The organism is Candidatus Pantoea gossypiicola (genome assembly GCF_008632075.1).
Lineage (GTDB): Bacteria > Pseudomonadota > Gammaproteobacteria > Enterobacterales > Enterobacteriaceae > Pantoea > Pantoea gossypiicola.
In genome coordinates, this window is the sequence record NZ_VWVM01000001.1 from 80785 (window position 1) to 96825 (window position 16041).

The 16041-nt window shown below is 55.2% G+C and carries 10 protein-coding genes; 4 read left to right on the forward strand and 6 right to left on the reverse strand.

Translation table 11 applies throughout. The features are described from left to right. Positions 1 to 279: 279 nt before the first annotated feature. Complete coding sequence (gene wbaP / locus F3I20_RS00370; RefSeq protein ID WP_150010365.1) at positions 280 to 1713, reverse strand: undecaprenyl-phosphate galactose phosphotransferase WbaP; 1434 nt, start codon at positions 1711 to 1713, stop codon at positions 280 to 282. Between the two features lie 790 nt (positions 1714 to 2503). Between wbaP and F3I20_RS00375 the strand changes: the two genes are divergently transcribed. After that, positions 2504 to 4075 (forward strand): TerC family protein, encoded by a 1572-nt coding sequence (locus F3I20_RS00375; RefSeq protein WP_150010367.1) that lies wholly within the window; start codon positions 2504 to 2506, stop codon positions 4073 to 4075. A 30-nt stretch (positions 4076 to 4105) separates the two neighbouring features. On the opposite strand, the gene asmA is transcribed toward F3I20_RS00375, so the two are convergent. The 3 genes from asmA to udk form a co-directional block, all read right to left on the reverse strand. Further along, a complete protein-coding gene (asmA, locus tag F3I20_RS00380; RefSeq protein WP_150010369.1) occupies positions 4106 to 5929 on the reverse strand; it encodes an outer membrane assembly protein AsmA in 1824 nt (607 codons plus the stop codon). A 12-nt stretch (positions 5930 to 5941) separates the two neighbouring features. After that, positions 5942 to 6523 carry a dCTP deaminase gene (gene dcd / locus F3I20_RS00385; RefSeq protein ID WP_150010371.1) on the reverse strand — a complete coding sequence of 194 codons (582 nt, stop codon included), beginning with the start codon at positions 6521 to 6523 and terminating at the stop codon, positions 5942 to 5944. Between the two features lie 81 nt (positions 6524 to 6604). Further along, positions 6605 to 7246, reverse strand: coding sequence for a uridine kinase (gene udk / locus F3I20_RS00390; protein WP_004571279.1), 642 nt, complete (start codon positions 7244 to 7246; stop codon positions 6605 to 6607). Between the two features lie 284 nt (positions 7247 to 7530). Between udk and F3I20_RS00395 the strand changes: the two genes are divergently transcribed. From F3I20_RS00395 to yegD, 3 genes are all read left to right on the forward strand, one after another. Beyond that, a complete protein-coding gene (locus tag F3I20_RS00395) occupies positions 7531 to 8145 on the forward strand; it encodes a phosphatase PAP2 family protein (protein WP_150010373.1) in 615 nt (204 codons plus the stop codon). A gap of 163 nt (positions 8146 to 8308) precedes the next feature. Further along, positions 8309 to 11644 carry a diguanylate cyclase gene (locus F3I20_RS00400; protein ID WP_150010375.1) on the forward strand — a complete coding sequence of 1112 codons (3336 nt, stop codon included), beginning with the start codon at positions 8309 to 8311 and terminating at the stop codon, positions 11642 to 11644. 75 nt (positions 11645 to 11719) lie between these two features. Next, positions 11720 to 13072 (forward strand): molecular chaperone, encoded by a 1353-nt coding sequence (gene yegD, locus F3I20_RS00405; protein WP_150010377.1) that lies wholly within the window; start codon positions 11720 to 11722, stop codon positions 13070 to 13072. Between the two features lie 370 nt (positions 13073 to 13442). Here yegD and F3I20_RS00410 read toward each other — a convergent pair whose 3' ends face one another. Together F3I20_RS00410 and F3I20_RS00415 are read right to left on the reverse strand one after the other, a co-directional pair. Beyond that, positions 13443 to 14786, reverse strand: a complete 1344-nt coding sequence (locus F3I20_RS00410; RefSeq protein WP_190286135.1) for a carbohydrate porin — start codon at positions 14784 to 14786, stop codon at positions 13443 to 13445. Between the two features lie 208 nt (positions 14787 to 14994). Continuing rightward, positions 14995 to 15954, reverse strand: a complete 960-nt coding sequence (locus F3I20_RS00415) for an aldo/keto reductase (RefSeq protein ID WP_150010379.1) — start codon at positions 15952 to 15954, stop codon at positions 14995 to 14997. Positions 15955 to 16041: the final 87 nt, after the last annotated feature.

The window sequence follows — 16041 nt, forward strand, 5'->3', positions numbered from 1 at the left end:
CAGTTATTTATTGATAGAGGCGAAACCGCCGCTGTGTAAGCGTCCAACAAAAAGTAAATCCTGGCTGACTTAAGCCTTAAGCTCTGAACCTGTCGTTCATTATCCTTGCTCCACTTGTTATAAGTAGTGGCCATCAATCAGGGTGTACCCGAAACGCCTTGCATCATAGCGGACTCTGGATGCACTGCGATATCCCTGATGATGGCCGCTATTAACGACACGCCTGACAACGGCATAACACCTCGGAGCGCGCGTGAGCACGCTCATTCCGACTCACGATTAATAGGCACCGTCGCGTTTCAACACCACGCCCACTGTTTTAAACAGAATGGCGATGTCATTCCACAGTGACCAGTTTTTCACGTACCACGAGTCGAAATAGACGCGGGTTTCATAGTCAACATCATTACGACCGCTGACCTGCCACAATCCCGTCATGCCTGGTTTAGCCATCAGGTAATAATCAACATCACCAGCATAACGACAGAGTTCATCTTCAATGACCGGACGAGGCCCGACCAGACTCATATCACCGCGCACTACGTTCCAGAGCTGAGGCAACTCATCGAGGCTTGTTTTACGGATGAAGTGGCCCACTTTAGTAATACGTGGATCATTTTTGAGTTTGAAATCTTTATCCCATTCCGCACGCGCAATCGGATCGGTACGAAGCACTTCTTCCAGCACTTCTTTTGAATTAATCACCATCGAACGGAATTTCAGACATTTGAATTTACGGCCATTCATGCCGACACGTTCGTGACCATAAATCGGGGGTCCGCCATCACGGCCAACCAGGAAGCCCAGCACCAGCAGCGCTGGCATCAGCATCAGAATAATTGACAGCGCACCGACGATATCAAAGGCTCGCTTCAGGAAACGCGAAGTGCGTTTTGCCAGGTTATTCTGAACGCGCAGGATCATCACTTCGTGGCTGAAGATATAGGCCATATCCGTACCGTAAAGCGGTACACCACGCAGCGTCGGGATGACAGAAACTGAACGGCAGTTGTGCATCGCCAGCGATTTCAGCCACACATCACGATACTGACTCTGCTCATATTCTACTGCCACAATAAACTGGGTTTCGCTGTTCGTCAGGCTCCAGAGTTCCTGTTCGTCGCGCAGAACGGGTACGCCGTTCATGATCTCCTGAGGACAGGTTCCATCAACGTCATAGAAGGCGATGACGTCAAATCCCATGACCTCTTCGCTTTGCAGCGCCTGCCAGGCTTCGTGCGCATTTTTGCTGCTGCCGATAATAATGGTCTGTTTTTTCCACAAGCCATTTTTATTCAGCAGACGTTTCGCCAGCGCGCGACAGGTCGGAATCAAAATCAGCGCCAGTACCCAGGTCAGTAACCAGACGAAACGCGACATCTGCCATTGTGACAGCGCGGTAATCGACAGGTCGATAACAGAAAATATAAGAATGGTACGAAAAACTTCTTTTAATTCGAACCAGAAAGGTTTGCGGTAAGTGTAGTGACGCAGCCTTACCCAGAACCAGCCAATACAAATTACCGACAGACAAATGTGTGTGGCAATTTTTAAATTCATTTCTTTTTCAGAAATATCTGCCAGCGGCGAACCTGATTGAGCATTAATTAGCATCATCGCCACAAATAACGCTGCGTTGAAACAAATTAAATCTGAACATGCCAGCATTAATTTGGTAATAAGACTTTTAAACGTAAATTCTGTATCGCGCATATTTAACTCTTTATTTTATTTCCTTAAACCCGCAACGGCTATCGCCTGTTTAATCGTTAAGCGATGAAACCTTTCCAGACTGAGCCGTTTCTAAGGGGAGCTCCTGCGGCGTTTACGCCCGTGATCTTAACTATGACACCAATAATATTGTGATGAATACCAACAGATTACTCTGACTTTAATCACCGCCAGCATTGCTCATTTAATCAACGAAAAACGCGATTCAGGCACGCTACCGCCCTTGGCTGTCGCTGCCAATATCGCTGTCATCATTCATATTGCTCCCAGTAACAGGTAACCGTAACTCATCATACAAGTGTTCATAGATGAATTACTGATTCCTTACATTGCGATTAATGTAGAATCGGTACGCAAATTACGACTCTGGGGCAGAGTTTGCTAACTTGTTGCTATACTAGTTATTACTGGCTTGTTTACAAGCAGGTCCCGCCATCCCTGGACTATTTTAGGAAAAAGACTACCAGCAATTAGTATTGATGCCTGACAGGCAGTGCAATCCTTTCTGTACAATTCGGATTAATGCCATACTCGCGGTGGGATAAATCTCATAAGCCCGGCAGGTGAATATCACTTTCCCGTGACAAAATGACTCAGAATAGTCTCCCCTGAACCCTGTGAATTTAATCAAAGCGTCACACTGTTATGTTCAGATTTTGCACGATATATTGCGCTGTGCGGGTTATCCTCCCCTGTCCTGCCATTTGTACGCGGCTTCGCACTCCACTATCATCAGAGAAAACCCAATTTAAGACATTCAGGTGAACAACGCATGCTGGAGGTAATTGCAGATCCCTCGCTATGGGCGGGATTAGTAACGCTAATCGTTCTGGAACTGGTTTTAGGCATCGACAATCTGATCTTCATTGCCATCCTGGTTGAGAAACTTCCCGGCCCCCTGCGCGACCGCGCACGCATCATCGGACTGCTACTGGCGTTAGTGTGCCGCTTATTGCTGCTGGCTTCGCTTTCCTGGCTGGTTACGCTCAAAGAACCCTGGGTTACGCTGGCGGGCCACCCCTTTAGTGCGCGCGACTTACTGCTGCTGTCAGGCGGGATTTTCCTGTTATTTAAAGCCACAACAGAGTTGAATGCGCGCCTTGAAGGTCATGATGAAGATGCCGGTCAACAAAAAGGCGGCGCTAAATTCTGGCCGGTGGTGGCGCAAATCGTGGTGCTGGATGCCATCTTCTCGCTGGATGCGGTGATTACCGCTGTCGGCATGGTAAATGACCTGCCGGTCATGATGATTGCGGTCACCATCGCCATTCTGCTGATGCTGCTTGCCAGCAAGCCGCTGACCCGCTTTGTGAATAGCCATCCTACTATTGTCATCCTCTGCTTAAGCTTCCTGCTGATGATTGGCTTCAGCCTGGTGGCGGAGGGCTTTGGCTTTGTCATACCTAAAGGCTATCTCTACGCGGCTATCGGCTTCTCGGTAATCATTGAGGCACTGAACCAGCTGGCTCACTTTAACCGCCGCCGTGTGCTGTCGGCGGGTCGCCCGCTGCGCCAGCGCACGGCGGAAGCGGTGTTACGGATGCTGCGGGGTGCCGCGGAACCGGCGGAACTGGATGCGAAAACGTCGTCCCTGATTGCTGACAGCGACGCCAGCATGCTGTTCAACCGGCAGGAACGGGTGATGATTGCCCGGGTGCTGGGCATGGGTCAGCGCCACGTTAACAGCATCATGACGTCGCGCCATGACGTCGACCATATCGACCTCAGTGACGATCCGGTCGAGATCATGTCCCGCCTCGACCGCAATCAGCACACGCGCATCCTGATAACGGACAACTCCAGCGAACCGCTGGGCGTAGTGCACGTTATCGATCTGCTGCACCAGTCGCTGCACCATAATTCACTCGATCTGCGCGCCCTGATTCGTCAGCCGCTGGTCTTTCCTGAGCGGCTGACCCTGTTGCAGGCGCTGGAACAGTTCCGTCAGGCTCACACTCACTTTGCTTTTGTCGTGGATGAGTTTGGTTCAGTGGAGGGCGTGGTGACGCTGAGCGATGTGATGGAGACCATCGCCGGTAATCTGCCCAATGAGGCGGGAGAGATTGATGCCCGCTACGATATTCAGATTCAGGGAGAGGGACACTGGATTGCCAACGGCCATATGCCGCTGGAAGATCTGGCGCTTTATGTGAAACTGCCGCTGGACGAGCAGCGTGACTATCATACGCTGGCAGGTTTACTGATGGATAAGCTGCAACATATCCCTCAGGAGGGGGAAATGTTGCAGCTGGGTGATTATCTGCTGCGAACCCTGCAGGTGGAAAATCATCGGATTCAGAAAGTCGAAATTCTGCTGCAGCCCGATAACGATGACGAGGTGTAAGCAGTCACCCAGGTTGACAGCATGCGCCCGCTACGGGCGCATGATTTTCTTCAGGTTCTCTTTGTTCTCGCCCTCTTTCTGACGATCGATCCACTGATTCAGCCGGGACTTCGCTTCACTCTGAAGACGGTCACGCAGCACGGCATCCACCGGCAGAGAATATTGCAGGCTGTTCCAGTCACCATACATACGCAGTGGAACCGGCTGACTGGAGAGCGTCTTCACCAGCGCCTCGTCCCCATGCCAGCCACTGATTTTCAGCCCCAGCGTGACGTCGAGCTGTTGCTGCACCATGTCGACTTTACCCGCGCCCTGCAGGCCCAGATTCTGACCATTGCCATTGATATCACTGAAGCTGATAACGCCTTTATTCAGCGCGACCTGACCACTGATCGACTCAATGCCTTCATCGACAGCTTCCTGACTACTGACTTTATCACTGACCCGTGCCACGGCACGCTGCACCATCTGCTGCAGATTAAGCTGTGCCAGCTTCAGGTTACTGGCGCTGACGGTCGCCCTGCCCTGCCAGCTTCGTTTGGCCGCGTCAACAGTCAGCGTATTGCCCGACAGCTCGCCATCAAGACTCAGATTTCCCTGCAGGCTTTCCGGCAGTTCAAACGCTTTAAGCAGTGGCTGAATGGCAATCAACCGGAGTTGGGGTTTCAGGCTGACCTGCGTTTCCGGCTGACGAATATCAATGCTGCCGGGAACCGAGAAGCTGCCATTGCCCAGTTTGCCGCTGAGCGTGTTTAGTGTCATCAGTCCCTGCTGGTTGCTGGCGTTTACCACAAGGCCGGTCAGGGAGAGGCCGCGCCACACCACACTGTCCGCCTGTAATTTCAGCGCCAGGTTCAGGTCATTCAGCGGAGAGTCGGCATTGCTGCGCTCCCGGGGGGCCGCAATCACTGGCGAACGGGCCACAGTAGCATGCTGCACGCCAGGTGTTTCCGGGACAGGCGTGCTGGTGAGTAAATTATCAAGATTTAGCGTGCTGGCTTTCAGATCCAGCACGAGCTGCTGTGGCAGGGCAACCTGTCCGCTGCCCTGGCCGGTCAGCATACTGTCGTTGGCAGTGAGCTGCAGATTGCTGAAGGAGAACTGCTGGCGGTCGCCATTCCATTCGCCCTGCAGGCTCAGTGAGCCTTTGATTCCCTGAACCGGGATATCGGCACCGGAGAGGGCGTAATCAAGCTGCTGCAGCTGGCCGCTGAGACGATGGGGATATTGCGCGGCATCGAGCTGGCCTTTGAGATTCAGGGTCGCGTTGCGCTGATTACGCATCAGGCTGGTGCTCAGCGACAGGGTCGCCAGCTTGTTCGCGTCCTGTTCCATATTGATGTTGAGGTCGCGGAAATTATATTCGTCGCCGCCCGGCTGCTGCCAGATAAGCAGACTGTCGGCTACCCGCAGTTTAGCGATATCAAATGACCAGCCGCTGGACGCCGAGGCGGGCTCCGCATCGCGCGGCCCCTGAGGCGCATTTTTAGCACGCTGCGCGCTGCTCTCTGGCGTGACCCGCACAATCGCATTTTTCAACAGCACCTGGCTGACGCTGAGCTGGTGGGATAAGAGAGGCCAGAGATCAACATCAAGCCGCATATTTTCTGCCGAGACCAGCGGCTGGCTGGCACCCGGCGCGGTGAGACTCATCCGCCCTGCCAGGATGCTGAGCTGAGGCCAGACGTGCCAGCGCAGATCGCTGCTGACGTCAAGGCGATAACCACTGCGTTGTTCGACCTGTTGCACCATATAGGCACGAAAGTCGTTGGGATTGACCAGCAGCACCAGCGCGCTCATTCCCGTTACGACCACCACTAACAGGATGGCCAGCGTGGTTATCACTCTTTTCATTACATCCTCAAATCAGTCTTTATCGATACGGCTGGCATCAGCGCCCTGCTGACCGCGATATTTCGCATCTTCACGCCGGTTATAGGGGCGTGCAGCCGGGCCTGAAAGCGGTTCAAAACTCAACGCGCCGATTAACATACCGGGACGCAGCGCCAGCGGCAGTTTACCTGAATTGTAAAACTCCAGCACGATACGGCCCTGCCAGCCTGGATCAATGCGGTGAGCCGTCACGTGAACCATCAGCCCGAGACGCGCCAGCGATGAGCGGCCATCCAGCCAGCCGACCAGATCATCGGGCAGGGTCACGGACTCCAGCGTCACCGCCAGCGCCAGTTCACCCGGATGAAGGAAAAAGGCTTCGCCATCAGGCAGAACGATCTCATCGCTCATCACCCGGTCCAGTGCCGCACTCACTTCCTGTTTTGGGCCGCTCAGGTCGATAAAAGCCGCGGTATGACCGCTGAAGGTACGGAACTGATTGCCCAGACGCACATCGACCGTGGCTCCATTAATGCGCTCGACCGGCGGCCGCGGTTCAATGGCCAGTTTGCCACTGTCGAGCCAGGCTTCGATATCGCGATCGCATAATCTCATTGCGGTAACTCCATGACATTAGTGTAGCAAACCGGCATGCGTGCCTGCCGCCGGTCTGCACCACGTCCGGACGGACGTGCGTTATTCAAAAAACTGGTTGATTTTCGCCTTGAGAATATCGATGGCGATACGGTTTTTTCCGCCGCGCGGCACAATAATATCGGCGTACTGTTTTGATGGCTCGATAAACTGCAGGAACATCGGACGCACGGTCTTCTGATACTGACTCATGACTGAATCCATTGAACGGCCACGCTCATTGACGTCACGTTTCATGCGGCGCATCAGACAGATATCGAGTGGCGTATCCACAAAGATAGAGAAATTGAGCTCCTGGCGCAGACGGGCATCGGTTAAAAGCAGAATACCTTCAAGGATAATGACCTTTTTGGCCTTCAGGTGTTGCGTTTGCTGGGTGCGGGTGTGTTCAACATAGCTGTAAACCGGCAGCTCAATATCCTGACCGGCTTTCACCGCCTGCAGATGCTGCAACAGCAAATCATGATCCATCGCACTCGGATGGTCATAATTGGTTTTAACCCTCTCTTCCATGGTGAGGTGACTTTGATCTTTGTAATAAGCATCTTCCGGGATAACCCCAATGTGCTCGTCACCTACCTGATCACGGATTTCACGATAGAGCGTGCTGGCAATTAAACTTTTACCGGATGCGGAAGCGCCGGCAATGCCTACAATCACGCACTGATGAGACTTGTCAGTCATACTATTTTAGGACCTGATAACTGGAGCCTGCCACTGGTCACACATTACGCGGGCAGTGGACGGGCCGAAATGGAGAGGGTGTGTTCGCGCTAAGTATAGGGATTTCGGCCTTTTGATGCCACAAAAATGGCGTCGGCGACTTTTCAGACTTTCTCCTTTGGACGCCACTCATTTCACCGATAAACTAACGTCACACCCTACAATAAATAAAATGGCCTGCACGGCACGCTGTTCTGATGACGCGTGCCACAAACGTTCCGACCGAATGATGCATCAGGAGTGGTATGCACTGGAAGACTTTGACCTATTTTGGCGACAGCATGCTGTTGATTCCGACAGCGGTGATTATTGCGCTGATTTTGCCGTGGAAGAGTGACAATCGTCTTACGGTCTTTTACTGGATTGTGGCCTTTGGCCTGGCTGGGCTGACAGTCAGCCTCTCGAAAATCCTGTTTCTGGGATTTGGCATTGGCAGCGCCCGCTTTAATTTCACCGGTTTCAGCGGTCACAGCGCCATGTCCGCCACGCTGTGGCCGGTCATGTTATGGCTGATTTCCGGACGCTGGAAAGCCGTGTGGCGCATCGCGGCGATTGGCGTCGGTTATCTGATCCCCCTGATGGTCGGTTTCTCCCGCCTGGTGATCCACGCCCACTCTAAAAGTGAGGTCGCTACCGGTCTGCTGCTGGGCTTTACGCTGAGCACCGCGTTTCTGATCTCCCAGCGCCGTACCTCATTAAAAGGCTTCAGCTGGCCACAGGTGGGTGCCGCGCTGTTAGTGCCGTTTGTATTAATGGGTCACGGTCGCGTCGCGACGACGCAGCAGTTTCTGGAGCGCTTCTCCGCCAGCCTCGCGGGCCTGGAGAAACCCTACACCCGCGCCGACCTTTTCCGCCAGTAATCAATACGCTGGCAATCATTTTTACCCTGCCCGTCAATTCGCCGAATAACGGGCAATATTGATTTCACACCTTTTTTCTTTGCCGAATGTGCTAGCATGCAGTCAGAGAATGACTGGTGCCTGATTCGCCGTTGCGGAGCCCTGCACCCTGCCGGAAGTCCGCATGACGATAGAGATCCTTTCCCCGCAAAATAATATGCCAAACCGCTGGCTCTCGGCCCTGGTGCTTGGCTGCGTGGTGTTTGTCCTGACGATGTTCTGTCTTGAACTGATTGTTGTCAGTGGGAAGATTTCCCCGCTCTGGTTCCCGACCACCTTAATGACCGTCGTGGTTTTCCGCTGCCCGTCGCGACAGCTGCCGCTGCTGCTGACCGCCTGTGTGCTGGGCACCGCGGGGGCGAATGCCATCATCATCGGACCTGCCCTCGCTAATATTAAATTCGCGCTGCTTAATCTTATTCAGGCCGGCGTGGGTGGCATGCTGCTGCGCGCCCTGCTGGATAGGCGCGCGCCGCTGAACTCGCTGCATGACTGGGCAAGGATGGTGGTGTCAGTCGGCATCGTGACCCCGCTGCTCGGCGGCCTGCTCGCGCTCTGGACGCTGCAGGTCAGTGGCCACGCTTCATTTCCCTTCTTTTATACCTGGGTCATTTCCGAGATCATCGGCATGCTGGTGTTAGGCCCGATGCTGCTGTTGCTGCCCTGGCCGCTGCGGCGCGCACAGTTCAGCGATCTGCGCCTGGCCGAATCTCTGCTGACGCTGCTGCTTACCCTCGGAGCCAGTTATCTGGCACTGCGTTTTTTGCCGTGGCCCTTTACCTTTATTGTGGTGATCCTGTTCTGGTGCGCCGTTCGCCTGCCCAAGCTGCAGGCATTTGTCCTGTTCTTCCTGAACGCCAGTTTTATCTCGATGCTGCTGGCGTTTGATTTGGTCAACGTGGTCAATAACAATAGCGCCCTCGGCCCGGTCTCCAGATGGCTGCCGTTTTTGCTGGTGTTAATCCCCAGCCACATTATGTCGCTGGTGATGGATGCGTCCCGACGCGAAAAACTCCACATTACCGACAGCGAAACCCGCTTCCGGCATGCTATGGAGTACTCCGCCATCGGTATGGCGCTCGTCGCACCGGAGGGCAACTGGCTGCAGGTGAATCGATCTCTCTGTCAGACTCTGGGTTATCCGGCAGAAGAGCTGAAGCGTCTGACCTTTCAGCAGATTACCCATCCCGACGATCTGTCACTCGATCTGCAGCATGTGAGTCGGCTGCTGAAAGGCGAGATTGATACTTATACTTTCGAAAAGCGCTATTTCCGTAAGGATGGCGAAATTGTCTGGGCGCGGCTGACGGTCTCGCTGGTGCGCGACAGCAGTCATGCCCCGCTCTACTTTATTGCGCAGATTATCGATATCTCAGAGCTGAAGCAGAGTGAGCAGGTAAACCGCCGGCTGATGGAGCGTATTACGCTGGCCAACGAGGCGGGCGGCATCGGCGTGTGGGAGTGGAACCTGCTGACCGGCGAGATGTTGTGGGACAAGCGCATGTACGCCCTGTTTGGCCTTGCGCCGCATGAGTCACCCAGCTATGACCTCTGGATCCATCTGCTGCACACCGCCGATCGGGAATATGCCGCGATGACGGTACAGCAGGCAATTGAACTGCGCAGCGCGTTTCACATGGAGTATCGCGTAGTCAATGCTGAAGGACAGCGCTGGGTACGTACCCAGGCTAACCGGCAACTGAGCAAAGAGGGGCGCATTGAGCGCATGCTGGGTATCTGCCAGGATATCACGCCACTCCGCAACCTGAATGAAGCGCTGTTTCAGGAGAAAGAGCGCATGGCGATCACCCTGGATTCCATCGGCGAAGCGGTGATCAGCACCGATAAAGAGATGCGCGTCGCCTTTATGAACCCGGTAGCTGAGAAGATGAGTGGCCTGTCGCAGGAACAGGCAGCCGGTCAGCCCCTGAGTGAACTGCTGCATATCACTCAGGGGCGTAACGGTCCCGAAGTCGAGAATCTGCTGTTATGCCAGCTACCAGCGGAAAAAATCACCCCCGGGCTCGCGGAAGATCTGGTGCTGCATACGCCCGATGGCGGTCATATCGATATTCACTACAGCATCACGCCGTTGCGCTCCGAAGCGGGCCTGGAACAGGGTGCCGTAATGGTTATTCAGGATGTCAGCGAATCGCGCAAACTGATGAAGCGGCTGAGCTACAGCGCGCTGCATGACACCCTGACCCGCCTGCCGAACCGTGCCAGTTTCGAGCTTCAGCTTAAGCGCCTGCTGTTTGATGCCGCTGAGCATCAGCATCAGCATGTGCTGGTGTTTATCGACCTGGATAAGTTTAAAGCGGTCAACGACAGCGCCGGACACGCCGCAGGCGATGCGTTACTGCGTGAGCTCTCCGATTTAATGCAGCACCATCTGCGCAGCAGCGATTTCCTGGCCCGACTGGGCGGCGACGAGTTTGCGCTGCTGATGCCCGATTGCGAAGTCGCTCAGGCACGTGACGTGGTGCAGCGCATCGTCGCCGCGGTCAATGATTACCGGTTCCAGTGGCTGGGCCGCCTTTATCATGTGGGGGCCAGCGCGGGCGTAACGCAGATTTCAGCGGATAACTGCCAGAGCGGCGACGTGCTTTCGCAGGCGGATATCGCCTGTTATAACGCCAAACGCAGCGGACGCGGACGGCTGGTCATCTATGAACAGCATCGGTTACCGCTGCCAGGTAATCATCAGGGCATGAATGCAGCAATGGTTGATGCGCTGCAGATTGAACTGCCAGCCTGGGCCGTGGCTCCGCCCAAAACACCGCAGGCGGCCTTTATCTGGCTGCTTGAAGTGCAGTTATTAACGGCTGACGGGCTGCTGGTGGATGAAACGTTGCTGCGCAATAACCTGCCTGACGATTCGCTGCGTCGCCGGCTGGATAACGCTATTGTGGATGCTTTTTTTCGTCATGATGTGCAGAAGCTCAATAACAAAGGCATTCCGGTGATCCTGCCACTCAATGCACAGGTACTGAGCGATGCCGCCTTCGTGCAGCAACTCTGTCAGCGCTTTGTTGCTGAAGGTCTCTGTGACAGCCGCTGTGGTTTAGCTTTCCCTGCCGCCAGCGTGCTCAGCAAAGGCGACCAGATTTATGCCGCGCTGATGCAACTGCGTCAGTGTGGCTGTCGTATCGTGTTACAGCATTTTGGCCGTAATCTGGATGCCTTCAATCTGCTGAGTAACGAAGTGGTTGATTATCTGGTGCTGGCCCCTGAACTGGTTGCTAACGTTCATAATAACCTGATGGACGAGATGCTGCTGACCATCATTCAGGGCCTGGCAACACAGCGTAATATCTCGGTGCTGGCCGGTCCGATTTCAGTGCCCGCCGTACTCAGCACGCTGGCTACCCTTGACGTGGATGGCGTCTGGGGCAGTGCCGTAGCCGAGCGCCAGCCGTTGCGTTCACTGGCTGAAGATCACATCTTCGCTATCCGTTAATTCCCGCGCTGCCTGCTTGCCACCCTGCTGAAGCTGCGCTAAAGTCGCCCCCTTTTTTCCGGCATGGGGGCGAAAATGTTCATAGGATTCGATTACGGCACGGCTAACTGCTCCATTGCAGTCAGCGAAAATGGCGCGCCACGTCTGTTAACGCTGGAAAATGATCAGCGCCTGCTGCCGTCAATGATCTGTGCGCCGACCCGCGAGTCGATTAGCGAATGGCTCTATCGTCATCATCAGGTGGCGACACCAGACAGCGAGACCACGGCGCTGCTGCAGCGTGCGATGCGTTATAACCGCGAAGAGGATATCGAGGTCCAGCCCAACAGCGTGCAGTTCGGCCTCACCGCGCTGCAGCATTACATGGCCGACCCCGAAGATGTCTGGTTCGTTAAATCCCCCAAATCGTTCCTCGGTGCCAGTGGCCTGAAGCCGCAGCAGATCGCCCTGTTTGAAGATCTGGTCTGCGCCATGATGCTGCACATCCGCCAGCGGGGTGAAAGCCAGCTTGATCAGGCCATCGATCAGGCGGTAATCGGGCGGCCGGTCAACTTCCAGGGCTTGGGCAGCGAAGAGTCTAACCAGCAGGCAGAAGGCATTCTGCTGCGTGCCGCCCACCGCGCCGGTTTCCGCGACGTGGAATTCCAGTTTGAACCGGTCGCTGCCGGACTCGATTTCGAAGCGACGCTGAAGCAGGAGACGACGGTTCTGGTGGTGGATATCGGCGGCGGTACGACTGACTGCTCGATGTTGCTGATGGGACCAAAATGGCGTGATAAGGCGGACCGCCGTGAAAGCCTGCTGGGTCACAGCGGTTGCCGCGTGGGCGGAAACGACCTGGATATCATGCTGACGTTTAAGACCCTGATGCCGTTGCTGGGCCTGGGCGGTAACACCCAGAAAGGCACCGCGCTGCCTGCCCTGCCGTGGTGGAACGCCATCGCTATCAATGATGTTCCGGCGCAGAGTGACTTTTACAGTCCGGCCTGCGGTAAGTGGCTGCGGGATCTGGTGCGGGATGCTGAACAGGGTGACGTCGTGGCTCGCCTGCTGAAAGTGTGGCAGCAGAAGCTCAGTTACCGGCTGGTGCGTGCGGCAGAAGAGAGCAAGATTGCGCTGTCTGCCAGCCCGGTGCATACCGCTTCACTGGACTTTATTGCCGCGGCACTTGAGACAGAGATTGGGGTGAGTCAGCTGCAGGACGCCATCAGTCAGCCGCTGGAGAAAATTCTGGAGCAGGTGCAGCTCGCGCTGGCCACCAGCCAGATCAAGCCCGATGTCATTTACCTTACCGGCGGCAGTGCGCGTTCGCCACTGCTGCGCGCAGCGCTGCAGCAGACGCTGCCGGACACGCCAATTGCCGGCGGCGATGATTTCGCCTCCGTCACCGCAGGGCTGGCCCGCTGGGCGGAAGTGATGTTCCGCTAATCGTGCTATGCCCTGCTCTGTAATCAAAAAAACGGCACCTGAAGGTGTAATGCCAGTCAGTTAAGCGACAGGTGATAACGCAGTCTGGTGCCGGGCAGGGGCCTGCTCTTAAACTTCAGTGTGTATTGTTAAAAAGGGTACGAGAGTGAAGGCCTGAGCGCCTCTGCTGCTGAGAGGGCTATCCGCAGCGCTGAGGCGTGACGGTGGGCCAGAAGTCCACGCCGGGAAGCGTGGACAGTTCGGGGCCGGCCAGCCCCGAACGGTTCGTCGGCATGACGTCAAAGCCGAAGGTCCCGCGTGAGCGGCGCGAGGACGGCCCGGCAGCAGCAGAGGTGCTCAGGCCCGCACTGCGGCTCGCTCGCCCGGAAAATCAGAATGCGATATTTGCGCTGATACCGCCGATAAACGCATCCTTCACTTCGCTCACCGCACCCGGTGCCACCACATACTGCAGGTTAGGTCGCAGTGACATCCAGTTCGTCACTTTGGCGTTGTAGTAAACCTCATAGTTGTACTCTGAACCTTCCTGAATCGGCAGATAAGTGGGGCTGTCAAAGCGGCTCTCGCCATTGGCCTGATTCTGCTGACGCAATGAGCGGGTATAGTCGCTGTTCACGTGAATACGCGATGCGCCCACACCGATCTCATCCTGCGGACGGGCATCGAACGGTCCAGTCCAGGTAAAGGCGATAGACTGGTAGTTATCGGTCTTTGAGGTCTTGTGATCGTTCATCACCGCCTGAACACGCACGCCCAGACCACGGTTCACATCGCCATCCTGCGCGGTCAGCTGTTGCTGTAACAGCAGATAGCCGCCATAGGAATGGGCCTGATCCTGATAGCCGCCGTTGCGCCAGCTGCCATAGACATCGCCATCCACTGACGAATAGTAATAGCCGATACGGTAGTTACCCGGTAATTTCTCCGGCCCGAAGGTCGGTTTCCAGCCCAGTTCGACCGGCACCAGATTGCCCTCGGAGTTGCTGGTATCCAGACGGAACCCATCGCCGCGATCGTAGTTAGCACGGTTCTGATTATAGAAACCGACCTGGAAGAAGACGTCCGGCGTGATATTGAGTTTAACCCGGCCACCCCACTGCGACACCGGCCAGTTGAACCAGCGGTCGCCACGCCAGTTACCCGCCTGTCCGCTGCCCAGCGCCAGGTTCTGGAACAGATTGCCATCGAAATTATCGAAATCTTCACCCACCGTTACCCGCCCGGCTTTAATATCGACCACATTGTTGAATAGCCCTTTGCGCAACCAGAACTGCGTCAGACGCCAGGTCTGACCACGACCGTAAACTTCCTGGACTGAGGAGAGCATGCCGGTGCGCTGATCGGCGACCTGATCGGAAAGATTCTGCCCGTTACGGCTGGTGACGGTCATCTGAAACTCGGCATCCTGCCAGTCCAGCAGCTTTTGCAGGTCGAAATTGGTGCCGAACGTCCACTGGTCGCTGTAGCGCATGGTGGTGTTAGTATCTGCTCCGCCGCCTAAGTTAGCAGCGCTTTCCATGGTGTAGTTGACGTCAAATTTGATGCCGTCGTCCTGCAACTGCGTTCGGTAACCCCCCCAGTCACCAAACATCCATTCGGAGTCCGGGTTGAAAGCATCAGCGGCGATGGCCGGTGCGGAAAACATGGCCATGATCAGGGTGCCGGTTGCCACACGGCGCAGCGGAAAACGCTGTTCTGCGAGTCTGTTTTTCATCTTGCTTATTCTTATGTAAGTTACGGAAAGTGACGGGCAGAGGATAATGCTGGCTAATCTTCATTTATTGTAAATACGTGCGCATAATTTCCTGAAACATCAGTTTATTAACGCATTTGTGATCGGGATCTCTGAATGGTTATTCTTCGGGCAGGATGCGCACTTTTTAACAGGCACAAAGTAAAAAGGGGCGCTAGCGCCCCTGTGATTAGCGGCTGGCCTGGTCCAGTTGATCAATCTGTGCCGGGGTCAGCGTGAGTTGCGTCGCGCCCGTCAAATCGTCGAGCTGCTTCAGTGAAGTAGCACTGACAATCGGTGCGGTGATACCGGGCCGGGCAATCTGCCAGGCCAGCGCCACCTGCGTCGGTGTCACCTGATGCGCGTCGCTAATCGCATCCAGCGCGTCGAGGATCCGCAAACCACGCGGGTTAAGGTATTTGTCTACCACGCCCTGCCCCCGCGCACTTTTACTGGCATCCGCTGCATCACGGTATTTACCACTGAGAAAACCGCTGGCCAGTGAGTAGTAGTTGATGACGCCCAGACCCTGTGCCCTGACCACTGGTTCCAGCTCCGACTCATAGGGCTGACGATCATAGAGGTTATATTCAGGTTGCAGAGTTTCATAACGCGCCAGCCCTTCCGTTTCACTGACCTGCAACGCCTCCTCAAGCCGCGCCGCACTGTAGTTAGAGGCCCCAATGGCGCGCACTTTCCCCTCGCGGATCAGACTGTCAAAGGCACTCAGGGTGTCGGCCAGCGGCGTATCCTGGTCGTCACGGTGCGCCTGATAGAGGTCGATGTAGTCGGTCTGCAACCGGCGCAGTGAATCTTCGACCGCCTGACGGATATATTGCGGCTTCAGCCCGGTTTTTTCCGGCGACAGTTCCATACCGACTTTGGTTGCCAGCACGATCCGATCGCGTTTGCCGCTTTTTTTCAGCCACTCACCAATAATGGTTTCCGACTCACCGCCCTTGTTACCGGGTGCCCAGCGGGAATAGACATCGGCGGTGTCGATAAACCACAGCCCTCGATCCACCAGCGCATCCAGCAGCGAAAAGGAGGTGGTTTGATCCACTGTCCAGCCAAACACGTTGCCGCCAAACGTCAGTAACGGCACCGTAATACCACTGTCACCCAACTGCCGGGTTTGATTCTGACTCATTATCTGCTCCTGATTTGCCTGACAAACGGTCTGTTTTTTAGCATAGCAAAGTCATTTCACGCCTTTATGACGATTGTGCTGCGATTA